Origin of the sequence: Candidatus Accumulibacter phosphatis (assembly GCF_012939955.1) — a bacterium.
Classification (GTDB): domain Bacteria; phylum Pseudomonadota; class Gammaproteobacteria; order Burkholderiales; family Rhodocyclaceae; genus Accumulibacter; species Accumulibacter delftensis.
The window spans coordinates 58094-79020 of record NZ_SPMY01000001.1 but is presented as its reverse complement, the minus strand read 5'-3'; the positions used below and the strand labels follow the sequence as shown (position 1 = coordinate 79020).

The window sequence follows — 20927 nt, the reverse complement described above, 5'->3', positions numbered from 1 at the left end:
GCTCCCGAATCGGAACTGTCACAAACATAAGCCTTCACGTGCCCTGGCGGAAGGCGCATCATTTGCACTTTATTCGTGCGTTTGACGCCATATAACAACCAGGCCGTCTTGGGACTAACCCATGTCGACACCCGATCTGAATCTGCTCGTCACACTTGACGTGTTGCTCGCCGAAGGCAGCGTTGCGCGCGCTGCCAGACGGTTGCGGCTCAGCCCTTCGGCGATGAGCCGGGCACTGGCGCGATTGCGAGAGACGATAGGCGATCCGTTGTTGGTCAGGGCCGGACGCGGTCTCGTCCCCACGCCACGGGCGATCGAACTACGCGAGCGGGTCAGTCAGCTCGTGGAGGATGGAAAAGCCGTGCTGCGCCCCTCCGAGATGCTCAACCTCAAACAGCTGGACAGGACGTTCACGCTCCGGACCAGCGAGGGTTTTGTGGAGAACTTCGGACCGGAGCTCATTGCCCGCGTCAGCGAGGAAGCGCCCGGTGCACGGTTGTGCTTCGTGCAGAAGCCCGACAAGGACAGTACGGCACTGCGCGACGGGATCGTCGATCTGGAAACTGGCGTTGTGGGGAAGGCGACGGCTCAGGAACTGCGTGTGCAGACATTGTTCCGCGACCGCTTCATTGGCGCTGTGCGACTGGGGCATCCCTTTAGCCAGGGTGAGGTTTCGCCCTCTCGTTTTGCGGCCGGCAGGCACATCGGCGTTTCGCGCAGGGGGCTCGACGAAGGCCCGATTGACGAAGCATTGAAGCCACTTGGGCTGGGACGGCAGATCGTCACGTTTGTCGGAGGCTTTTCGACCGCGCTGGCCTTGGCTCGGGGCTCCGACTTGATTGCCAGTGTTCCCGAACGACACACGGGAAATCTACGTGCCGGAATGCATAGCTTTCCCCTCCCGGTCAGCACACCGGAGGTCACGGTCTCATTGCTCTGGCACCCGAGGCTGGATGCCGATCCCGCACATCGTTGGCTGCGCGGCCACATCAGGGATGTCTGCGCGGTATTTCGCTGAAATGACTGGGGCGACGGCCAATCGAGTGGAACGGCGGGTTCCGGATCAGTGTGCTGTCATTCGCGCCAGCCGGACTTTGGCTGTGGCTACGTCGCTTGCTGGCCGACAGCTGCCGTTGAGTGATGCGATCTCAAGGCGTCGACGGGCAAGTCGCCGGCGTCAGGCGGACACCGTCTCCCGTGGCCGGCGGGCCAATCCAGGACATTCGTGGCATCGGCTTTATCTCGGCCGACACGATTGCCCAGAAGATCGGCATCGCCAACGATTCTCTCCTGCGCGCCCAGGCCGGTATTTCCTACGCGCTCACCGAAGCTTCCGGCCAGGGCCATTGCGGCTTGCCTTATGCCGAGCTGGTGCCCTTGGCGGTGAAGCTGCTCGACATCGCGGAATCCATCATCGAAACAGCGATCGCTCAGGAAATCACCGCGGAGGTAGTGTTGCCCGACACCGTCGAGGGTCAACCCTGCGTTTTCCTTGCACCCCTGTACTACGCCGAGCAATCGATCGCCGCCCAGATCCAGCGCCTTCAAGCGGGCGGGACGACCCTCCCTGCCTTCGAGGCCGACAAAGCCATTCCGTGGGTCGAGCAAAAACTCGCCATCCAGCTGGCCGACAGCCAGAAACAAGCCATCCGTCTCGCGCTGTCGTCCAAGCGGCTGGTGATCACCGGCGGACCCGGCGTCGGCAAGACCACCCTGGTGAATTCGATTCTGACCATCATGACCGTCAAGGGCGTCAAACCGCTGCTGTGTGCGCCGACCGGACGAGCGGCCAAGCGTCTCTCCGAATCGACAGGCCTGGAAGCCAAGACCATCCACCGCTTGCTGGAAATCAATCCGATCAACGGTCAGTTCAAGCGCAACGCGGACAATCCTCTCGAATGCGATCTTCTGGTGGCCGACGAATGCGCGATGATCGACGTGCCGTTGGCAAACCAGTTGCTCAAGGCCGTGGCGACCCGCACGGCGGTGATTCTTGTCGGTGACGTGGATCAACTGCCCTCGGTTGGCCCCGGCCAGTTCCCGACCGATCTAATTGACTCGGGTGTCGTCCCCGTCATCCGGCTGCCCGAAGTGTTTCGCCAGGCGGCCACCTCGCGCATTGTGCGCAGTGCCCACCAGATCAACCGGGGGGGGTTTCCCAGTCTGCCCGCGAAGGGCGAAACATCTGACTTCCACCTTGTCGCCGCCGAGGAACCGGAAGCCATCGCGCAAACCGTGGTGGACTTGGTGCAGACTCGCCTGCCGAGAAAATTCGAGGTTGATTCGATCCGCGACATTCAGGTTCTGTGCCCGATGAACCGGGGGATCACCGGCGCCCGCGGTATCAACCAGGCTTTGCAGGCGGTGCTCAATCCACCCGGCGAGCACAGTGTCGACAAGTTCGGCAACCGCTTCAGCGCCGGCGACACGGTGATGCAGATCGAGAACAACTACGACCGGGATGTTTTCAACGGCGACATCGGCTTCGTGACCGGCGTCGACCAGGACGAAGAGGAACTCGCCGTCGCCTTCGATGGCCGGGTGGTCAGTTATCCGTTTGGCGAACTTGATGAGCTGGTGCTCTGTTACGCGACGACGATCCACAAGTCGCAGGGTTCCGAGTACCCGGTGGTGGTCATTCCGATCTCGACCCAGCACTACATGATGCTCAAGCGCAATCTGATCTACACCGGGATCACGCGCGGCAAGAGGCTGGTGGTGCTGGTCGGGCAGAAGAGAGCTCTGGCCATGGCGGTCAAGGGCAAGTAGGTGGAACGACGCTGGTCGAAGCTGAAAGAACGTCTGCTCACGACTGACCGATAGTCGAGCTGCCACGCTCGCGTTACCGGGTAAGTCGCGTGGGGTCCTCGCTACGGCGGGCTATGTCCCCTCGGGACAAAAACCCGCCAGATGACGTCTGCAAGTGCTTTTGCCGCTTGCCGATTTTCAAGGCGCCGATCGCAGCAATGTCACGTCGGACTGGTCGTCGGCCGTTTCGGACTTCATCTCCAATCCTCAACCTGCAATCCGCTGACTCGTTTGAACTCGCCAACATTCGATGTAACCACCACCAACCCACGCGCCATCCCTGTGCCAGCTATCAGGACATCGTAAGCGCCGATTGGCTGACCCTGGGTCTTGAGCGCCGCACAAATTGCTGCGGCTGCCTGTGCATCAGCTTCATCAAACGGCAGCGTGGCGATGGTGGAAAAAAAACGCGTCCAGTATTGGTGCCAGCTTCTTTGCGCGCTCGGTGTTGAGCGCCAGGCCGTAATCAACCTCCATGCGCGTAAGCGCAGATACGCCAATCAGATTCGGCGGTGTGGCTTTGACGCGCGCCAAGACGCTGGGTTGGCCTTTGACGAAATCAGAGACCGTGCAGGTGTCGAGCAGATACTTCATGCCAGTGGGTCAGCTGCCGGCGGCTTGAGGCGGTCCCTGTCTGCTTCAAATAGCGGCATGTCGGCCATACCCTTGAAGGCAAGTAGTTCGGCCGGCCATTGGGGTTTCCCGCGCCTCTTCAGCCACTCGCTCACTGCCTGGCGAACCAGCGCATTCCGGCTTTCGCCAACCTTTTTGGCAACTTCGTTGAGTTGCTGACCAGTTTCGTCGTCAAGGTAGATGTTGAAGTTCATGATTACGGCCTCCATACGCATAACTGCTTTATATGTTATACGAAGGGGGTTCGAATTGGAAGGTGTCCGAGTGTGATTGCGTAACCACGAGTATGGAGTAGCAATCTTGACAGGCCGGTTGACAGCCGAAATTCAGGCAGGGGATTCAAGGTGAACTTGGTTCAATGGCCGCTTACGGGAAATAACGCTGGTCCAGTGTCCGCAATGGAGGCGCGACCCCTCTGTCTCTTGTAGGCCGTGATTTGCCTGATGCTCAGTCCGACCCATCGGCTGCTATGCGCTGCGTTGCTGCCGCTGGGGATAAGAATCTGAACGGATCTTCTGGGGGCAGTCGCGCTCGACTACGAGGCGGCCCGGAGCAAGGCGCAGATCAAGGCGACCCGCGCGACGCAGAGCGCGGGCTCGTACATGGCGCACTTCCAGCCCGACCTGCAGGAACGCAAGCGCGACTGGAACATGGTGCTCAAAACCTTCGACAGCGGCCGCACGGTGGTCGGGATGTATCACCAGATCTGCCTCTTGGCCAAGGTCGCGGACGCCGGACGCTGCGAGCACGCCGTGCGTGCGGTCTGGCGCGCCCGCGGTTTCGATCTCTTCGACAACACCGGTGGCAACTTCAATTTTGCGGTCGCGGCACTGTCAGGCTCCGGCAAGTCGGTCTTTGTGAACGAGATGACCTATCGCTACCTTGGTGTCGGCGCCAAGGTCTGGATCATCGACGTTGGGCGATCGTACAAGAACCTCTGTGACTTGCTTGACGGCGAGTTCAACGAGTTCTCGGACGAGCGGCGCAACACCCTGTGCCTCAACCCGTTCTCGATGATCATCGATATCAACGCCGACATGGAAATGGTCCTGCCGCTCCTCGCCCAGATGGCGAGCCCCCGCGAACCGCTGGACAACTACAGCTACACCGCGCTCGGCTCGGCGATCAAGCGCGTCTGGGACGCCAAGGGCCGAACCGCGACGATTACCGACATCTACACCCTCCTGCAGACCGGCCGGCTGTCGAGCGACGGCGAGTACGAGCGCGACCTGAGTCGCCTAGCGACGGCGCTGGAGCCCTATACCCGGCACGGGGTCTATGCGAGCTACTTCGAGGGCGCCGCCAACATCGCCTTCGACCGGGATCTCGTGGTCCTCGAACTCGAAGAGCTGAAAGCCAAGAAGGACCTGCAGTCGGTGGTGATGCAACTGATCATGTACCGCATCACCCAGGAAATGTATCGCGACCGTTCCCGCCGAAAACTGGTGATCATCGACGAAAGCTGGGATCTGATGGGCAGCGGCGCCAGCGGCAGTTTCATCGAAGCCGGCTATCGTCGCGCCCGCAAGTACGGCGGCGCCTTCGGCACTATCACCCAGTCCGTGGACGACTATTACAAGAACGAGGCGACCCGGGCGGCGATCAACAACGCCGACTGGCTGTTCCTGCTGCGCCAGAAACCGGAGAACATCGAGCGCCTGGGCGCGGAAGGAAAGCTCGTGCTCGACGAATGGCTCAAACGCCAGCTCGCTTCGGTGAGTACCGAGCACGGCCACTTTTCTGAAATCTACATCCACTCGCCGCTCGGCTCTGGTCTCGGGCGACTCCTGCTCGATCCCTTCTCGATGCTCGTCTATTCCACCCGCGCCGAGGATTTCCAGGCGATCAAGCGCTTGCGCGAGCAAGGGTTGTCGGTTTCGGAAGCGGTCGAGCGTCTGGTCATTGAACGTGCGTCACGATAGGGCGGCCGCGTCATGAACCCATTCAGAACAGCGTTGCTTACCGGCGCCCTGACGCTGCTGCTCGGCGCCGGCATCGTGGCGTCCTGGCTGCACTTCCGGCCGCTGGAGATTCCGCGCTTCGCGCGCGTCAATATCGGCGCTTGGTCGCTCAGCAGCAGCAATCGCTGGTCGAGCGGGTCAAGCCGGGCATGGACGCCACGGAACAGGCCAGGCTCTTCGAGGACGCCAAAGCCTTCGGGCTGCGGCTCGACGCAGCCCTCGACCAGGTCGCGCAGGAGTGCCAATGCGCGCTGATCAATTCAGCGGCCTTGCTCAAGGCCTCGTCCGCTGCGGCGATTCCAGATCTTTCCGCACGGGTGGCGGAATTTGTTGGCACGGCGCCTGCAAGCCCGTCGGCGCAGTGATCGATGCGATCCCTCGTGATGGCCGTGTGCTGCCTCTGCTTCGGCAGCGCCTCAGCGAACAGCGGACTGGAGTACCCGTCGATGTGGATCTGTGACGAGGATCGGTTCAACTGGTATTGCGACATTCCACCCGATCCAGAGCCAGCCAACAGCGCCCCCGAAGCGAAGGTGCTCAGCGAGGAAGTCGAAGCCGTCGCGGCACTGAAAGCGCTGCGGGAAGGCGCCGAGCGGAAGAGGGCGCTGGCCATCATCAAGCCGACCCCGGAGAACTTGACCAGGGCAGCAGCGACGGCACAGGCTACCGCCACGGCATGGGGTCGAGTCGCCACCACGAGGCGAACGACAGCCTGCGCCAGGTCGATCAGTGGGCCAAAAAACTCGGCGTCAGCGAAAAGGTGGCGATGGAAATGATGATCGGCGCCTCGATGGGCATGAATACGCCGCAGCTCCTCGAGATCGCCGGGCTTCGCGGTGGGGTGGAGTTCTCCGCCAAGCTGCGCAACTCTGCCGACGCTTCGCGATCGCTGGAGGAGATGGCCCAGTTCGCCAGCGAATCGAGTTTTGGCAAAAAGGTGGGCACCGTGCTCGACAACGGCTGGGAGCGCAACTATCGCAGCACCGACGAGGGCAGGGCAGCCGGCAGCGAGGGGATGCGCGCGTCGCTGGATCACGCGCGGCAGTCGCGCGAAGCCTTCAGCGCCTCCTTGCAGGAAACGGAAGGGCATCGGCAGATGTGGGAGCTGTCGCACAGCGGCCAGCTGGGCTCGAACCTGCAGCTCCAGGATCACTTCATCAAGGATTTTCTGCTGCCCAAGCTCGATTTCAACTACGAGACCTTCCAGGGGATCATGGGCGACCCGTACAAGCTGCGCCCGTACATCGCCGAATACACCGCGCAGAACTACGACCGGATGCTTGGCGAGATGGCCGGTCAGGTGCTGGGGGCAGATGCGGTCGGTGCGCGGCACGAGGCGGATCGCAGCAGTATTCCCGGTGCCGGTGCGGTCGGGCAGGCGGGCGCCGGCCACCTTGGTCAGGTGACGGGCAGGGCGGCAGGTGCCGGGGTCTCGGCCCAGGGGCGCCCGAGTGATCAGACCGCGCATACGGCGATGCGGGAATTCTCGACGAACGCGCATGCGATACGGGACCGCAAGGAGGGAGCGGCGCAGACGCAGCAGGAGAACGCGGCACCCACAGATTTCAGCAAGCTGGAACCGGTGTCACCGGTCGGCAAGGCTGCAGCGGTTGTCGGTGAGGTCGGGAAAGCGGCGGGGCGGGTGGTCGAGGGGCTGACCGGGGAAGATCCCGCTCAGTATGTGCAGGACACTCTGGCCGGGAAGAAGAGGCGTTGATCAAGAATCCGCTTTACCGGCGCCCGTATGCGCGGTGTTAGTATAACTGGCGTTATAACATTGACCATTGCGGAGCCTTCCATGACCACGCTCAAGCTTACCCAGATCGGCAACTCGCTTGGCCTCATCCTGCCCAGGGAAGTGCTGGCGCGGCTGAAGCTGCAGAAGGGTGATACGGTGTTCGTCACCGACGCGGCGAATGGCGTGATGCTGACGCCTTACGACCCTGATCTTGACCAGCAACTCGAGATCGGGCGCGAGTTCATGCACGAGTACCGCGACACCTTCCACCAGCTCGCCAAGTGAGCTGGCGCTGGCTCGATCGCCGCGCGCTCGAATTGTTGCACGACGAGAGCCTGGCCGAGCATGGCGGCGCGAGCGGGCTGCGTGACGAAGGTCTGCTCGACTCCGCACTCGCGCGGCCGCTGAACCTTGCTGCCTATGGCCAACCGGATGTGGCCGACCTGGCTGCTGCCTACTGCGTCGGTCTGGCGCGCAACCACCCCTTCATAGACGGCAACAAGCGCGTTGCTTTTCTGGCGGTTGGCGTGTTTCTGGCGCTCAACGGCTGGCGCCTGGTGGCGAGTCAGGCCGATGCCACGCTGACCGTGCTCGCCGTCGCGGCCGGCCAGATCGACGAAGCGACGTTCGCGCGCTGGTTGCGCGAGCACAGCGCATCGCGTAACCGCTGAGCTCGTTCCGCCGGGCAGCGAGTGGTGCTGGATCGTAGCAGCACAAGGACAGGTCGCGATCCGAGTGAAGGCGGCGTCTTTCCCCAGATCCCTCGGCGGCGCCGATGCAGTCACACTGGAGGTGCTTCAACTCGGCAATGATCAGCAGATCGCCGCGGGACGTTCCGCGCAGTTCCTTTCGCAGCATTTCCAGATTGGCAATGCGCTTGGTCGTGGTCTGGCCTTGAATTGAAGTCGAGGAGGGCACGGCGCTTTGCGGGTAAGCGCAGCACGCTGTCCGCGTCACGCGGGCTGCTGTTGAACTCGTGCGAAAAACTGTGCTGGCAAGGACATGAGGTTGCTTGACCCTGCCAGCCGCCCAGGCGCCGCCGCCAGCATTGACGGCGGGTGTCACATGAGTCCTCGGCTCACCTAGGTCGGGAGCGATTCGACAATGCCGTCCCTGGCCCGTGTGAGCCTGTAGTGCACCTTTAAGGCGCGCGAGAAGTAGTACAGATTCGGGTTGCTGAGCACGCGCTCGTACTCGAGTTTGCTGATTTCGACCGTGGTGTCGCCAACCCGATAGAAATGCCGGTCGCCATCCTCGATGATTTCAGCCCAGTAGTTGCTGTCGTCGTCCGGCGGCTCGGGCCAGGGTAGCGCCACGCCCGCCGCGCGGGCGATTCGATTGGCTCGTCGCAGGTCTGCAGTTTGCCAGGTGCCGACGCGCAGGCGCGTGACCTTTGCCAGTGGGTGATCGTCAGTTGCCAGAGCTCGCTGGCTGACAGCGGTCGCACCGAAAGGTGCGGCGAACAGGCTGGCAAGTGCTGCCGCAAGTCTTGTGAATTCACGTCTTCTCATTTCAATCTCCTGTTTAGCGACTTTGCCGACACGGTGGGCGCGCAATCCGGATCAAATCCTCCCAATCGTTTTCCTCGGCAGGCGGCGGATCAAACCGTGTTTCGTCTCAAAATCTGGCAGCTCTTCCCTATTTGTTGACGCCGAAAGCCTCGGCCACTTCGCTGATCGAATCGAGGTCGACCACGCAGGTCGCGCCGCTTCGTTCCCGCAAGCTCAGCTGTCTGCGACCGCGTACCTTCTTGATCTTCCCCGGCAAGGCGTGGAGGCGCTGCTGGGCGCCCGACGCTGTCCTGAAAGTCACGTAGAGATACTCCTCGAATGCGATTGCCCGGTAGAGCAGGGCAAGATCGCCGCCGCCCGGGGTCGGCTGGCCGGCGTCGGGATTCTTGCCGAGGCGATAGCTTCCGGTGCTCGGATCCCAGTAGATGGGGAAGCCCAAGCTGTCACGCATCGTCTCCAAGTCGTTGCTTATGATGTCGCGGCGTTCTCCGAGGGCCGCCAGCAGGGTGCTCATGGTGACGCCACCGGGTTCAAGTAGAAGCTCACTGATACGCTCGACCGGGATCAGACGCTCTGCTGAGGGAATTCTGCACCGAAGGGCGGGGACATCAGGCCGCCTCCTTTTCCTGGTAATGCGCTCCGGCACTGGCTGTCTGGCCCCAAGCTTCGACGAAGGCCACGAGCGTGTTGTCGTGAATGTTGAGCACCGGGCGGATGCTGCCTGCGGCATCGCGCTGGTAGCCCCCGGCCAGATTCCAGGCGACTGGGATGCCGAGCCGGTGCAGCTCTTCGACTACGGTCCGGTCGCGCCGATAAAGCTGGTCGGTGGTCAGCCAGCCGCCCAGCGGGTCGTCGATGTGCGGGTCGGCCCCGGCTTGATAGAGGATCAGGTCGCAGCCCTGGAACAATTCAAGGAGAGCGGGGATTCGGGCAAGAAAGCCCTCTGCTCGCCCCGGCCGACCGAACTCCCCGGTCGGGCTGTAATGGACGATCTGGCTCTCACCCTGCAGATGGTCGATGATGTTCTGCGTGCCGTCGCCCCAGTGCTGGTCGAAGTCGAGGATGCACACCTTCAATAGCCGCGAGCGAAGGCATGGCCTGCATGGTGGAAGCCGGAGCAGGGCGCGATCGCACCGCGGCGGTTCTGCAGCGCCTCACGCGCCGCCGCGAGCATGGCGCCATTGGTCCAGGGCAGGGCAGCGCAGCGGCCACCGCTGGCGACCTGTTGCCAAAGCCATTGGTCCGCCGGCCGCCGAGAATGTCGGCGACGAACGCAGGGTCATGGGCGACGCTGAACTGTTCGGCGCTGAGCGGTAGCGGCGTGTGCATCTGCAGCGGCAATCCGAGTCGCTGCCACGACTCGATGACCAGCGCCGGCTTGCCCGCGCTGGGCGAGAAGCTTTCGCTGTCGGCGACCATCGCCGGGGTGTAGAAGACCGGAGTCGGCGTCGCGCCGGCCACGTCTTTCAGGTCGAGTGGTGGGTCGAGTGGTAGGTCGAGTCGCCGGCTGGCGGTTTGCTGTCGTTCATCATGAATTCTCCGGTAGAGGGGTCAAAGCCAGCATGAGGCATCGCTGTCTCACCAGATGAGAGAGTCACGACGCGACGGCGCGGTGATCCGGTCGGAGCGCGGCTCATTCGTCGCTCTCGCTTGCCGCCATGACTTTCTGGATCTCCGCAACGTTGACCGTGACTGCCTCGGTCGCCGACCGGTGCCGGATTTCTAGGCTCCATCCAGATGCCGTGATGCGCAGCTTCAGGGGCGTACCGGAGAGGATGCGCTCCAGGCCCGCCCGGGTCTCCTGATGACGAAGCGCGCCGGCTGCTCATGGATCAGCGCGTCAACCAGGTTTGAGAAATCGAGGTCACCAATGGCCGCCATGTTCGGCATGTCGATCTCGATCTTGCGGTCGAGTCCGTAGAGCGGAAAGTTCGCTTCGCAGAGCGTGTTTTTCAGCAAGCCGCGCATCGGTTCCAGAAACGGCCCAAGCACATTGGGGGCGATCTTCTCCACCATGTTGTTCAGCGTCAGGGCGGCATAGGCCTGCGCCGGGGTGAGCCACAAACCCGGGAGCATGTAAGTCGGGCCGGCATTGCCCTTGGGCTCGAGCCGATAGACGCCTCCGTCGCGATCCCAGACGATGGGTGCGTTCATCTCGTCACGCATCAGCTGAAGATCGCGATTGATCGTCGCCCGCGAGATTTCCAGTTCGCCCATGATCTGGGCGAGTGAGGCGCCCTGCGGGCGACGTGAGCAGAGCATTGATGCGGGTAATGCGTTGGGTGCGTCCCATGTTCGTCCTTGTGCAAAGTTTTCCTTCCCGTCCGGCAGGCAAGGACCACCAAAGCCCACTGCCCTGACTTTACCGCGACCCCTTGATCCCGGGCCTTGACCGGGCGCGCCATCGAACTGACCGCATGCGCCAACGGCTCGAAGCGCCCGCGCTCTTCATTCGGACCAAGGGTGAGCAGCGGACTGGCGATGCGCTGCGGGTGGGTGACATGGACCGGAGGCAGGCCAGCCGGATAGTATCGCCCGCCGCTCGCGTTGACCTGGACGAACTCCAGTTGGCAAATGGCAATTCGAGTTTTGCAACGGGCTCGGCGACGAGCGGGTTTTCGATACTGGTGTGATCGGCCATGACGGTTCTCCTGTTCCCCGTGCGTTCCGGCGTACACCGGGCCTTGGGGAATCGAGAGGCGGCGACGCTTTAGCAGTTCTTGTCGGTCGCCCTGCAAGTTGTCTTAACTCGGCGACGACCTCTCGGCCAGGGCACGTTGTCTTGTGCCGTGAATCGATTTTCACACCTGGCAGGCTCACAGGATGAGCTAGCGGGCCTCGGACCGAACAAAATCCTCAGAGCTTGTTCGGGAAGGGAGCAGCACGTCGCATGATGTATGTGGTCGTGCATCCCGCCCGTCGTTGCGGTGCGCCGCACTCTGCTGACGTAGGTTGGAAGAAGTCAAGTCCGGTGTCTTGTGGGATTTGGCGCGCGGAGGGCGTAGGTAAAACAGACATTTGTCGCCCACAACGCCTAACCAGAGATGCCGTCCCGTCTAGACGGCGGTACAGCTAGTCAGACTCATCGTTCGTCACCTGATCCCACGCAAATTCCTTCGTTCTGGCTCATCTGGTGAGCCGCATCTGGAGTATGCTAATCACGTTAATTGCTAGACACAACATGCTCAGGAGATTGGTCGCATGACATGGGAGCGGGGAACAGAGGTTCGACGATTGGACAACCCCGGCAAAACCGGTGTGACGACGGGCCAGGTTCGCAACCGGGGAACGTTGAGTTACTACGGTGTGCGCTGGCAGGATGCCTCGAACGACTATGTGGCTGAAGATCAGATTGAAGAATTGAACGCGATCATCTCGAAGGACCGATTCGAGCTGATCGAGCAAGGGCGTTACGGGCGCTCGGAGGATTTGCGCCGCAGCCTGACCCATGTTCACCTGTCCGGCCGTTTGGCCAATCTGGTGTATTCGATGGGCGTCACAAACACGGATTTTTATGCGCACCAGTACAAACCATTGCTGACGATGCTTGAGTCGCCAGCTGATGGATTGCTGATTGCGGATGAGGTTGGGTTAGGAAAGACAATCGAGGCTGGCATTATCTGGACCGAGCTGCGGGCGCGTGAAGACATGCGCCGCTTGCTGATCGTCTGTCCTGCAGTCTTGCGCGAGAAATGGCGCGACGAATTGAAGCTTCGTTTCGGGATCGATGCGATGATCGTCGACGCCAGAACACTTGCGGACGAAATGGCTCACTCGTCCGGTGCTGGGGCCGCAAAAGCGTGGGTTGCAAGCTATCAGGCGTTGCGCCCGCCACGTAATTGGCGTCCCGGGAGCGAGCTGCCGAGCAGAAAGGCTGCAGGAAGGCAGGTGCTTGCGCAGCTGCTGGACGAGCATGCGGAGGATCAGCCACTGGTCGATCTCGTCGTATTTGACGAAGCGCACTACATGCGCAACCCGGACAGTGCCGTGCATCGTCTCGGGGAGATGCTGCAGAGGGTTTCCCATCAGCGTGTGCTGCTGTCGGCGACCCCAATCAACTTGCGCAACGACGATCTATTCCATCTGCTCCAACTATGCGATCCCGATCATTTTCAGTATCCATCGAGCTTTCAGGAACTCTTGCTGGCCAACCAACCGCTCGTAGCGGCGCGTGATGCAGCGCTGAATCCAACGTCGAGCGCTGAAGAGATAATGAGCCATGTGCGGCAGGCATCGGAGAGCGATCTGTTACGCAACTCCCGCCAGCTGGCTTCGCTGATTGCCGATCCGCCGAGTGATGATCTGCTAGAACGTGCCGATTACCGTTCCGAACTTGCCGCCGGGTTAGAACGGATCAATCTCCTCGGGCATGTGGTCACAAGAACGCGCAAACGTGACGTGCAGATCGAGCGTCCTCGGCGTGAAGTGCATCCCGAAAGGGTACTCATGACGGAGGCCGAGCGGGCTTTCTATGAATATGTGACCGAAGCTACGCGTGAATACGCCTGGCGACGGGGAATTTCCGACGGCTTTCTGCTGGCGACGCCGCAGCGTCAGGTGTGCAGCTGTCCGGCGGCCTTTGCTCGCGCTTGGCTGGGGGGAAATGAAGCCCTCGTCGAGGATTTGTCCGAGCAGATTCTTGAGGAGTACGAAGAGAGCGGAGACGAGGCTGAGTTTGACGATATCAGCGTTTCACTGAAGGAGTTCCTGCTGACTCATAGGCCGCGCAATTTCGATCCGGCGGTGTTTGAGCGTTCCGACTCCAAGTTGCAGAGGCTCGTGACGGAGTTCGAAAGCTACTTTGCCGAACATCCTGAGGAAAAGGTGATTGTTTTCACTTCATTCCGGGTAACCGCGCAGTACCTGAAGGATCGTTTGGTTTCGCTGGGAATGCCGAGCCTGTTGCTCTGGGGAAACATGACCGAGTCCAAGCAGGATCTGATAAACGAGTTCCGCGACCGTTCAGATCTGAGAGTTCTCATTGCCACCGAGGTAGCATCGGAGGGGGTGGATTTGCAGTTTTGCCGCCTACTGGTGAACTACGACCTACCGTGGAACCCGATGCGAGTGGAGCAGCGAATTGGCCGGATTGATCGTCTCGGCCAAAAAGCCAAGGTCATTCACATCTGGAACCTGTTCTACGCAGAAACTATCGATGAGCGCATTTTCGGTCGCTTGCTGGTTCGATTGCGGGTCTTCGAGCAAGCCCTGGGCGAGCCGGAACCCATTATCGGCGAGACGATACAGAAGCTGGAGTCACATTTGTTGACGAATCGGCTGACGCCAGAGCAGGAGGAGGAGGAAATACAGCGAACTGCGCAGGCTCTGGAGAATGTTCGACAGCGGCAGGAGGAACTGGAAAGAAGTGCTTCGCAAATGATGGCGCACGGCGGACTGGTGCTGGAACGTATTGCCGCCGCACAGGAACTTTCGCGACGAGTAACCGAACGTGATCTGATCATCTATGTCCGCGACTTTTTTGAATCACCATGCTGTGGGACATCGCTTCCAACAGACGGAAACCGCCGACGAATTCGTGATTCAGTTGCCGGCAACCGTTGCCGCTGACCTGGATAGTTTCTGCCAACGCAAGGGCATTGTCGGGCAAAGCACTCTGGGCAACGGTCTCTCGCGGCATTGCCGATTCTTGAACAACTTGACCAATGCGAGCAATCGGTCTCGAGAATGCATTCATCAATTCCATCCCTTGATTCGCTTTATAAGTCACAAACTCAGAGAGATCGATGAGGCTTTCTATCCGCTCGTTGCGGTAAGTGTTCCAGCCAGCGAAATGAGCAGTCTGCCGTCCGGAAATTACATGTTTGCGCTCCGTCGATGGACGTTTAGCGGCGTGCGTGAAGAGGAATGGCTACAGTCGGCGGTGGCGCGGGTTTCGGACAAGATTCTTCTGCCAGATGAAGTGGCGGAGTCGCTTATTAATGTCGCGCGAGTCCATGGGGGTGACTGGATCGAAGCGTCTCAGCTCGTGGCAGCCGAGGTGGCGAGCTCGTGTCTGGATGAACTCGAAAGGCATCTCGATGAGGCTTACCAGCGCGCAAAGAAACGCAAACAGGATGAAAATTCTGATCGACTGATGTTCCAGTTGCACGGTATCGACCAGCATCTGCAGAGACGGCTGGATACGCTCGGGAAGGTGCTGGAAGAACATGCCCGGGTCGGGCGGCACGGTTTGGTCAAGGCCACGCAGGGGCGTATCGACAAGCTGCGTGCGTTGATGGGTCGGAAGCGTGAGCAGATTCAACGTCGGGAACTGATTCAGCCGGATGATTCGCCGGTATGTGTCGGGCTGATCCGGCTGGCATGAACAGGGCAAGTAAGGAGGCTTTCAATGGCAGATTGGAAGAGCGCGCTTCGTCAAATCAAGACCAGCCTTTCTGGGAAAAAGGAGGCGCAGGAAAGTCGTGAGCCTGCATCGAGGTGGTCGACGCAGCCCCCACACGAAGCCAAGACACTGGTCCAAAACGCAAGGCTGTTAGCCAAGGCGGGCTCCCCGGCGATATCAAAGATCTTGGCGGTCCCGCATACGGCGCCAAGTAAACCATTTGCCCCGTCCATGCGACCCGCACTGGTGCCTGCGTCGGTTTCTTCAACGCCGGGTCCTATGCTGGAGGCCTTGCCCAAGCCTAAGGGTATTCCAACTACCGTTCATGTTGCGCTTGCCAGCACGCTCGCAAGGCAAGCGTATTTCAAGATGCCGGAGCGATGGGTGGCCGAAGGTGCACGTACCCAACTGGTGCCGGGAAACGACAATACCGCGGTCGACGTCGTCATAGGCCTTGATTTTGGTACTTCCTATACCAAGGCGGCGATCGGCTTGCGCGATCAGATTATTCCAGTGACCTGGGAGGGGGTTTCGGATATGCCAGAGCGTTATCTCTTGCCTAGTGAGTACAGCGTGCTTGACGACGGCAGTTGTCAGCTCGGGCAAGCACCCTCGGTATCACATGAAAAGGTGCGTCAGCGGTTGAAGCACCCCTTCATAGACCCAGCTGTTTCGTCAGCGTCCATCGTGGCAGCGAGCATCTTTGTGGCCTTGGTTTTGCGTTACATTCGTTGCCTGGATTTTTCACAGGCATGGAAACAAGATCGGCCGAAGCAAGGTCCGCTGGATACTGAATATCGGTGCGCCAAGCAATGGTCTGGAAAATGCTCGGCTGGAACGCGCCTACCGGAGGCTTGGAGCATCTGCCTGGATTCTGAGCCAGACGGAGGCTGATATCGATACCGAAATTGCGCGCCAAGTCACCGACCAGGCAAGCATCGATCAGCTGCCTGACGAATTGATCGACTTGTGTGTTCGTCCCGAGTTCGTGGCACAAATTGCCGGTTACGTTCAGTCCGCACAGCGACGGCCGGGCTTGCATGCATTGGTCGACGTTGGCGGTGGTACGCTGGATGTGGTGACCTTCATTGTTCATGAAAGGGATGGCGAAGACGTGTTTCCTTTTCTCGTACCCGAAGTGCGTGCATTGGGTACTCAGCTGCTGGATGCAAACCGTCTCGTTGATGCGTCGAAGCTTGGAGAAATTCATCCGTGGGATGGCTTGGCGCCAGTGCTGTGTGCCGCGGAATTTGCCAGAACCAATGCTCTTCCCGAGGACTACGTTTGCCTGCGGGATGGGATCTTCTGGGAGGCGGTGCGCGACGTTGTAAAGGGGGTTTTACACAAGACGAAAGTCAGGCGCTATCGTTTGTCAAGTGCTTGGACAGACGGATTGCCAACTTTCTTCACCGGTGGAGGGGCTACGATTGACGGATACCGCAAATCCGTAAAAGAGGGCGGCGAGTGTCACGCCAAGGTGGTAAATCTGATGCCCTTGCCATTCCATCCTCGTCTTGCCGAATTCACTGGAGGGCTAGAGGAGTACCAGCGTATCTCGGTCGCTTGTGGTCTGGCTCTGGACGCGTTTGCCCTGGGGCATATCCGGCCAGCAAGGGAGGTCGAGGACGACTTGGCTCCGCGCCAACCTGTGCTTGAGCGGCCGGGTCACGAGGAACTTTATGCGCGCTAGGAATTTCGCGTTGTCCGCTCATTCTCCAGTGGGAGTTTGATCTTCCTCCTCCGGCGTGAGCGCGTCGCAAACGATATCGCGCCAGCGCCAACTCGAATTCCGCAGACACGCGTGCCTTGAGCGTTTCCGGTTCGATGACCTCGCAGTCACTGCCGTACTTCATGATGTCCATGATCAGTTCGCGGTCGTCGGCGTAGGGCAGGCGCAGCTCGTAGCGGCCGTCCTCGAGGAAGCGGCCCTCCTGCTTGCGATGCCAGCGCTCGGCAGCCACCCAGCGCGCTCTTTCGGGCGTGAAGCGAAGAACTGTCCACGCGACCTGGTCGCCCGAGAACACGCCATAGCCGGAGCCGAGCACTTCGTCGAGGCGCTTGTCGGCGACGTTCATGGCGCGCTTGTCGAGGATTTCGGCGTGCTCGATGGCATCGACGGCGAAGGCGCGCAAGCCGTCGCGCAGATGACACCAGGCGTCGAGATACCAGTTGTCGCGGTAGTGGTTAAGGCGCTGCGGCGAGATCTCCCGTTCGGTGACCTCGTCGGTGCCGCGTGCGTGGTAACGGATGACCAACCGCTTCCGCCGCAGGAGCGCAGAGCCGACGGCCTGGAAATGGTCGAGGTGGAACTCGCGGGCACCGACGGTCTGGATGCGGATGCGGCGTTGAACTTCCTCGGCCGGGTTGTTGGCCGCACCGAGCAGGCCGCTGAGACGGGCGAGCAGCGGCTGGATCTGCGGCCCGAGCAGGCCGCAGGTGTCAAGATTCGAGAGCAGATGCTGCATGGTCAGCAGGGCATGGATTTCCTCGGCGGTGAACCACAGGCCAGGCAGCTCGTATTGCGGACCGATCCGCTGGCCCGTCGTTTCGAAGCGGTAGCCGCCCAGGCTGCGGTCGAAGACGAGCGGGGCGTTCAGGCGATCGCGCATGTAGGCGAGGTCGCGCTTGAGCGTCGCCCAGGAGACGCCGAGACGTTCCGGCAGTTCCTTGCGGGTGACCGATTGGTGCGCGCCGAGGATCTGGTCGATCTGGTAGAGACGCTCCATGCCGCTCATGGCCATCCTTCCGGGAGAAGTTATCTGTATTTCAGGCTCATTAAGCGAGCCCGTCGGCGGGTACCATGACACACCAAAACCGTTATCACTTGCGGTAACATACCAACGGTATTCATGCAGCATCTTCGTTACCGCTGCCATGATGCAAGACACGTCCAGGGAGCCTTTGGCGAGACTGCGGGGGGGGAGTCAGGACGGCGAAAGCATGCCTGATGAGATGCCAGGAAGTGCAAGAACAACAAGAGAGAATCACAAATGCTTCCTTACGCTCCTGGCGCCCGTGTTGTTGTTCGCGATGAAGAGTGGCTGGTCCGCCGCGTCGATCCCTCAAGTGATGGCGGAAACCTGCTGACCTGCGATGGCGTTTCCGAACTGGTGCGAGGCCGCACGGCACAGTTCCTGACGCAACTCGAGGACGAGATCGTCGTCCTCGACCCGGCCAGGACCGAGTTGGTGGCCGACAGCAGTTCGCATTTCAACAGCACTTTCCTGTATCTCGAAGCGCAGCTGCGCCGCAGCACGCCCAACGATGCGCAGATCCATCTGGGCCATCGCGCGGTGATGAATCTCGTGCCCTATCAGCTCGATCCGGCGCTGCAGGCCCTCAAGCAGCCGCGCCAGCGCATTCTGATTGCCGATGCCGTCGGTCTGGGTAAGACGCTCGAGGCGGGCATTCTGACCACCGAATTGATCCAGCGCGGGCGCGGCCAGCGCATCCTGGTGATTACGCTAAAAAGTATGCTGACCCAGTTCCAGAAGGAACTCTGGAGCCGTTTTTCCATCCCGTTGGTGCGGCTGGATTCGGTCGGCCTGCAGCGGGTGCGCAACAGCATCCCCAGCAATCACAACCCGTTCAACTACTACGACCGCAGCATCATCTCGATCGATACGCTCAAGAACAATCTTGAGTACCGGAACTATCTGGAAAACGCCTGGTGGGACATCATCATCATCGATGAGTGCCACAACGTGGCGGCACGGGGCAACGAGGACGGCATGTCGCGTCGCGCACGACTGGCCCGCCTGCTTTCCGGTCGTTCGGACACCATGATGCTGTTGTCGGCTACGCCCCACGATGGTTCCGCGCGCAGCTTCGCGTCGCTGATGAGCCTGCTCGACCCCACCGCCATCAGCGACCCGGACGACTACACGCCGGAGGATTTTCGCGACAAAGGGCTGGTTGTCCGACGCTTCAAGAAAGACATTCGCGAGCAGGTCGGCGCCGATTTCCAGGAACGCATCACCGAGCAGTTGCAACAGGCCGCCAGCCCGCAGGAAGAAGCGGCCTATCGGGCCTTGCTGGCAATCCCGTTCACCCAGAAGGGCGAGCATCGCGCCGGCAAGCAGCAGGAGTTGCAGCGGGTGGGCATGCAGAAAGCCATGTTCTCCAGCCCGTTCGCCGCGCTCGACTCCACCGGGCGGCGAATCGCCCTGCTGCAGTGCAAGCCAGAAATCAGCAGCGACGAACAGGCCGAGGTCGCAGCGCTCCAGGAATTCGCTGCCGAATTGCGCCAGATTGATGCCGCCAGTTTCAGCAAGTTCCAGCGGCTGGTGAAGCGTCTCAAGGATCCCAGCTTCCACTGGCAACCGGCCGACCCATCAGACCGCCTGGTCATCTTCTCCGAGCGTATCGAAACCCTGCGCTGGTTGCAGGAAAACCTGCCCGGAGCGGCTGGCCTGAAGCCTGCCCACTTCGAGATCCTGCACGGCACCATGACCGATACCGAGCAGCAGGAGATGGTTGATCGCTTCGGTCGCCGGGACGACCCCGTGCGGGTCTTGCTGTGCTCGGATGTCGCCTCGGAAGGTCTCAACCTGCACTACTTCTGTCATCGCCTGGTGCATTTCGATCTGCCCTGGTCGCTAATGGTGTTTCAGCAGCGCAATGGCCGCGTCGACCGCTACGGCCAGACCCGGCAACCGCGCATCGTCTACCTGTTCACCGAAACGGCCGTCGAGCGCATCAAGGGCGACCTGCGGATTCTGGAAATCCTGCAAACCAAGGATGAGCAGGCCAACAGGAATCTCGGCGACCCGGCCTCATTCCTGCACGTGTTTGATCCGGAGAAGGAAGCCGCCAGGGTGGCCGAGATCATGGCCGATGGCACCAGCCCGCAGCAATTTGAAGCGGCGATCGATGCCGCTCAGGCGTCAAGCGAACAAGCCGGCGCGGATGCGGGCGGCGATGGTGACTGGCTGCTCAAACTGTTCGCCGAAGCCGGCCAGGCAGGCGAGGGGACTACCCCGCCACCACCCAGCACCGCTTCGATCCGCGAGGGCATTTCCCTGTTCGGCAATGGCGAACTCAGCGGCGACTACGCCTTTGCCAGAACCGCCCTGCAGCAACTCAGCATGCCGACGCCGATTGCCTCGTTCAGCCACGACGATGCCAGCCAGACCATCACGCTGAACGCGCCGCGTGACTTGCAGGAACGCCTGCGCGTCAGCCTGCCGCTGGAAGTGCGCGACGAGCATCATCGCTATGCCCTGTGCGCCCAAAAGACGCGCATGGCCCAGGCCATCGAGCAGGCCCGCCAGGCCAGGGCGGAAGAGGAAAGCTGGCCAGCGTTGCATTACCTCTGGCCGCAGCATCCGATCATGGACTGGCTGTCGGATCGTGTGCTCACGGCCTTCGGCCGTCACCGCGCACCGGTCATCGAGTGTCCGCAACTGATCGATGGCGAACAGGCCTTCATGCTCATGGGCCTGATCCCCAACCGCAAAGGCCAGCCGCTATTGATCGAGTGGCAGGTCGCGGTATTCAACGCTGGCGCCTGGACCTTGCAGGCTTTCCCCGATTTTGTCGCTCGCACCCGGCTCAAGGCCGGTACCTTGGCCAACCGCAATCAGGGGATCGACACGACTACGCTGCAGACCCGCCTGCCCGGCGCCGTCGCGGCCATGAAGCAGCACATGCTTGCCAGGCAGCTCAGCTTCGCCGCAGACATGACCGCGCGCCTGTCGGGAACCCTGGCCGATCTGGAGCGCCTGCAAGCGCGCCAGTTCGAGCAGCTGGAGTTGCGACTGGCCACCAATCAGCAGGCCGAACAGTTCAAGAAGACAAAACGCGAGCGGCGCACGCAGCACATCCGCAAGGTGTTCGACGAGTACCGGCAGTGGGTCCAGGACACCATGACCACCGAGCCGCAGCCCTTCATCCAGGTTCTGGCCGCCGCTGTGCGCTGAAACCGAGCCACG

At 61.1% G+C, this 20927-nt stretch carries 22 protein-coding genes; 14 read left to right on the top strand and 8 right to left on the bottom strand.

Going from position 1 to position 20927, the window contains the following annotated elements; all coding sequences use genetic code 11:
- Positions 1-121: 121 nt before the first annotated feature.
- Both E4Q23_RS00325 and E4Q23_RS00320 read left to right on the top strand, forming a co-directional pair.
- A complete protein-coding gene (locus tag E4Q23_RS00325) occupies positions 122-1018 on the top strand; it encodes a LysR family transcriptional regulator (RefSeq protein ID WP_169064793.1) in 897 nt (298 codons plus the stop codon).
- 122 nt (positions 1019-1140) lie between these two features.
- Positions 1141-2769, top strand: coding sequence for an ATP-dependent DNA helicase (locus E4Q23_RS00320; protein WP_423753285.1), 1629 nt, complete (start codon positions 1141-1143; stop codon positions 2767-2769).
- Between the two features lie 233 nt (positions 2770-3002).
- Here E4Q23_RS00320 and E4Q23_RS00315 read toward each other — a convergent pair whose 3' ends face one another.
- The 3 genes from E4Q23_RS00315 to E4Q23_RS00310 are packed head-to-tail and all read right to left on the bottom strand — an operon-like array spanning position 3003 to position 3635.
- Positions 3003-3278, bottom strand: a complete 276-nt coding sequence (locus tag E4Q23_RS00315; RefSeq protein ID WP_423753284.1) for a PIN domain-containing protein — start codon at positions 3276-3278, stop codon at positions 3003-3005.
- Positions 3184-3402: a hypothetical protein gene (locus tag E4Q23_RS25050; RefSeq protein WP_423753286.1), complete on the bottom strand. Its 219-nt coding sequence runs from the start codon at positions 3400-3402 to the stop codon at positions 3184-3186. Before E4Q23_RS25050 ends, E4Q23_RS00315 begins: the two co-directional genes overlap by 95 nt.
- On the bottom strand, positions 3399-3635 hold the full coding sequence (locus E4Q23_RS00310) for a CopG family transcriptional regulator (protein ID WP_169064792.1): 237 nt from the start codon (positions 3633-3635) through the stop codon (positions 3399-3401). The genes E4Q23_RS25050 and E4Q23_RS00310 overlap by 4 nt, the downstream gene beginning before the upstream one ends.
- 321 nt (positions 3636-3956) lie before the next feature.
- On the opposite strand from E4Q23_RS00310, the gene E4Q23_RS00305 reads away from it, so the two are divergent.
- From E4Q23_RS00305 to E4Q23_RS00280, 6 genes are all read left to right on the top strand, one after another.
- The gene (locus E4Q23_RS00305; RefSeq protein ID WP_248595150.1) at positions 3957-5363 is read left to right on the top strand and encodes a DUF5934 domain-containing protein; all 1407 of its coding nucleotides are present in this window, start codon (positions 3957-3959) and stop codon (positions 5361-5363) included.
- 140 nt (positions 5364-5503) lie between these two features.
- On the top strand, positions 5504-5767 hold the full coding sequence (locus E4Q23_RS00300; protein ID WP_169064790.1) for a hypothetical protein: 264 nt from the start codon (positions 5504-5506) through the stop codon (positions 5765-5767).
- Positions 5768-5848: 81 nt separating this feature from the next.
- Complete coding sequence (traF, locus tag E4Q23_RS00295) at positions 5849-6178, top strand: conjugal transfer protein TraF (RefSeq protein ID WP_211203559.1); 330 nt, start codon at positions 5849-5851, stop codon at positions 6176-6178.
- Positions 6169-7119: a hypothetical protein gene (locus E4Q23_RS00290; RefSeq protein WP_169064788.1), complete on the top strand. Its 951-nt coding sequence runs from the start codon at positions 6169-6171 to the stop codon at positions 7117-7119. Before traF ends, E4Q23_RS00290 begins: the two co-directional genes overlap by 10 nt.
- A gap of 81 nt (positions 7120-7200) precedes the next feature.
- Positions 7201-7425 (top strand): AbrB/MazE/SpoVT family DNA-binding domain-containing protein, encoded by a 225-nt coding sequence (locus E4Q23_RS00285; protein ID WP_043570477.1) that lies wholly within the window; start codon positions 7201-7203, stop codon positions 7423-7425.
- Complete coding sequence (locus E4Q23_RS00280) at positions 7422-7811, top strand: type II toxin-antitoxin system death-on-curing family toxin (protein ID WP_169064787.1); 390 nt, start codon at positions 7422-7424, stop codon at positions 7809-7811. Before E4Q23_RS00285 ends, E4Q23_RS00280 begins: the two co-directional genes overlap by 4 nt.
- Positions 7812-8222: 411 nt before the next feature.
- On the opposite strand, the gene E4Q23_RS00270 is transcribed toward E4Q23_RS00280, so the two are convergent.
- The 3 genes from E4Q23_RS00270 to E4Q23_RS24450 form a co-directional block, all read right to left on the bottom strand.
- Complete coding sequence (locus E4Q23_RS00270; RefSeq protein ID WP_169064785.1) at positions 8223-8651, bottom strand: hypothetical protein; 429 nt, start codon at positions 8649-8651, stop codon at positions 8223-8225.
- Between the two features lie 127 nt (positions 8652-8778).
- On the bottom strand, positions 8779-9165 hold the full coding sequence (locus tag E4Q23_RS00265; RefSeq protein WP_169064784.1) for a hypothetical protein: 387 nt from the start codon (positions 9163-9165) through the stop codon (positions 8779-8781).
- Between the two features lie 94 nt (positions 9166-9259).
- Positions 9260-9721 carry a hypothetical protein gene (locus tag E4Q23_RS24450; RefSeq protein ID WP_169064783.1) on the bottom strand — a complete coding sequence of 154 codons (462 nt, stop codon included), beginning with the start codon at positions 9719-9721 and terminating at the stop codon, positions 9260-9262.
- Between the two features lie 32 nt (positions 9722-9753).
- Between E4Q23_RS24450 and E4Q23_RS00255 the strand changes: the two genes are divergently transcribed.
- Complete coding sequence (locus E4Q23_RS00255; RefSeq protein WP_169064782.1) at positions 9754-10083, top strand: hypothetical protein; 330 nt, start codon at positions 9754-9756, stop codon at positions 10081-10083.
- A 323-nt stretch (positions 10084-10406) separates the two neighbouring features.
- Here the strand turns inward: E4Q23_RS00255 and E4Q23_RS00250 are convergent, their stop codons facing one another.
- Positions 10407-10868 (bottom strand): hypothetical protein, encoded by a 462-nt coding sequence (locus tag E4Q23_RS00250; protein ID WP_248595146.1) that lies wholly within the window; start codon positions 10866-10868, stop codon positions 10407-10409.
- 200 nt (positions 10869-11068) lie between these two features.
- Between E4Q23_RS00250 and E4Q23_RS00245 the strand changes: the two genes are divergently transcribed.
- From E4Q23_RS00245 to E4Q23_RS00230, 4 genes are all read left to right on the top strand, one after another.
- Positions 11069-11284, top strand: coding sequence for a hypothetical protein (locus E4Q23_RS00245; RefSeq protein WP_169064780.1), 216 nt, complete (start codon positions 11069-11071; stop codon positions 11282-11284).
- Between the two features lie 601 nt (positions 11285-11885).
- Complete coding sequence (locus tag E4Q23_RS00240) at positions 11886-14219, top strand: SNF2-related protein (RefSeq protein ID WP_169064779.1); 2334 nt, start codon at positions 11886-11888, stop codon at positions 14217-14219.
- Positions 14188-14976 carry a hypothetical protein gene (locus E4Q23_RS00235; protein WP_169064778.1) on the top strand — a complete coding sequence of 263 codons (789 nt, stop codon included), beginning with the start codon at positions 14188-14190 and terminating at the stop codon, positions 14974-14976. Before E4Q23_RS00240 ends, E4Q23_RS00235 begins: the two co-directional genes overlap by 32 nt.
- A 24-nt stretch (positions 14977-15000) precedes the next feature.
- Positions 15001-15888 carry a hypothetical protein gene (locus E4Q23_RS00230; RefSeq protein ID WP_169064777.1) on the top strand — a complete coding sequence of 296 codons (888 nt, stop codon included), beginning with the start codon at positions 15001-15003 and terminating at the stop codon, positions 15886-15888.
- A gap of 629 nt (positions 15889-16517) precedes the next feature.
- Here the strand turns inward: E4Q23_RS00230 and E4Q23_RS00225 are convergent.
- Positions 16518-17729, bottom strand: coding sequence for a YafY family protein (locus E4Q23_RS00225; protein WP_336511570.1), 1212 nt, complete (start codon positions 17727-17729; stop codon positions 16518-16520).
- A 255-nt stretch (positions 17730-17984) separates the two neighbouring features.
- Here E4Q23_RS00225 and E4Q23_RS00220 point away from each other — a divergent pair, with 255 nt between their 5' ends.
- The gene (locus E4Q23_RS00220) at positions 17985-20915 is read left to right on the top strand and encodes a DEAD/DEAH box helicase (RefSeq protein WP_169064776.1); all 2931 of its coding nucleotides are present in this window, start codon (positions 17985-17987) and stop codon (positions 20913-20915) included.
- Positions 20916-20927 lie beyond the last annotated feature (12 nt).

Excerpts from the sequence above, each read along its gene's own strand:
- E4Q23_RS00325 (WP_169064793.1), top strand. The coding sequence starts at position 122 with ATGTCGACACCCGATCTGAATCTGCTCGTCACACTTGACGTGTTGCTC.
- E4Q23_RS00320 (WP_423753285.1), top strand. The coding sequence starts at position 1,141 with ATGCGATCTCAAGGCGTCGACGGGCAAGTCGCCGGCGTCAGGCGGACA.
- E4Q23_RS25050 (WP_423753286.1), bottom strand. The coding sequence starts at position 3,402 with ATGAAGTATCTGCTCGACACCTGCACGGTCTCTGATTTCGTCAAAGGC.
- E4Q23_RS00310 (WP_169064792.1), bottom strand. The coding sequence starts at position 3,635 with ATGAACTTCAACATCTACCTTGACGACGAAACTGGTCAGCAACTCAAC.
- traF (WP_211203559.1), top strand. The coding sequence starts at position 5,849 with ATGTGGATCTGTGACGAGGATCGGTTCAACTGGTATTGCGACATTCCA.
- E4Q23_RS00290 (WP_169064788.1), top strand. The coding sequence starts at position 6,169 with ATGGAAATGATGATCGGCGCCTCGATGGGCATGAATACGCCGCAGCTC.
- E4Q23_RS00285 (WP_043570477.1), top strand. The coding sequence starts at position 7,201 with ATGACCACGCTCAAGCTTACCCAGATCGGCAACTCGCTTGGCCTCATC.
- E4Q23_RS00270 (WP_169064785.1), bottom strand. The coding sequence starts at position 8,651 with ATGAGAAGACGTGAATTCACAAGACTTGCGGCAGCACTTGCCAGCCTG.
- E4Q23_RS00265 (WP_169064784.1), bottom strand. The coding sequence starts at position 9,165 with ATGAGCACCCTGCTGGCGGCCCTCGGAGAACGCCGCGACATCATAAGC.
- E4Q23_RS00255 (WP_169064782.1), top strand. The coding sequence starts at position 9,754 with ATGGTGGAAGCCGGAGCAGGGCGCGATCGCACCGCGGCGGTTCTGCAG.
- E4Q23_RS00250 (WP_248595146.1), bottom strand. The coding sequence starts at position 10,868 with ATGGGCGAACTGGAAATCTCGCGGGCGACGATCAATCGCGATCTTCAG.
- E4Q23_RS00245 (WP_169064780.1), top strand. The coding sequence starts at position 11,069 with ATGCGCCAACGGCTCGAAGCGCCCGCGCTCTTCATTCGGACCAAGGGT.
- E4Q23_RS00230 (WP_169064777.1), top strand. The coding sequence starts at position 15,001 with ATGGCAGATTGGAAGAGCGCGCTTCGTCAAATCAAGACCAGCCTTTCT.
- E4Q23_RS00225 (WP_336511570.1), bottom strand. The coding sequence starts at position 17,729 with ATGAGCGGCATGGAGCGTCTCTACCAGATCGACCAGATCCTCGGCGCG.
- E4Q23_RS00220 (WP_169064776.1), top strand. The coding sequence starts at position 17,985 with ATGCTTCCTTACGCTCCTGGCGCCCGTGTTGTTGTTCGCGATGAAGAG.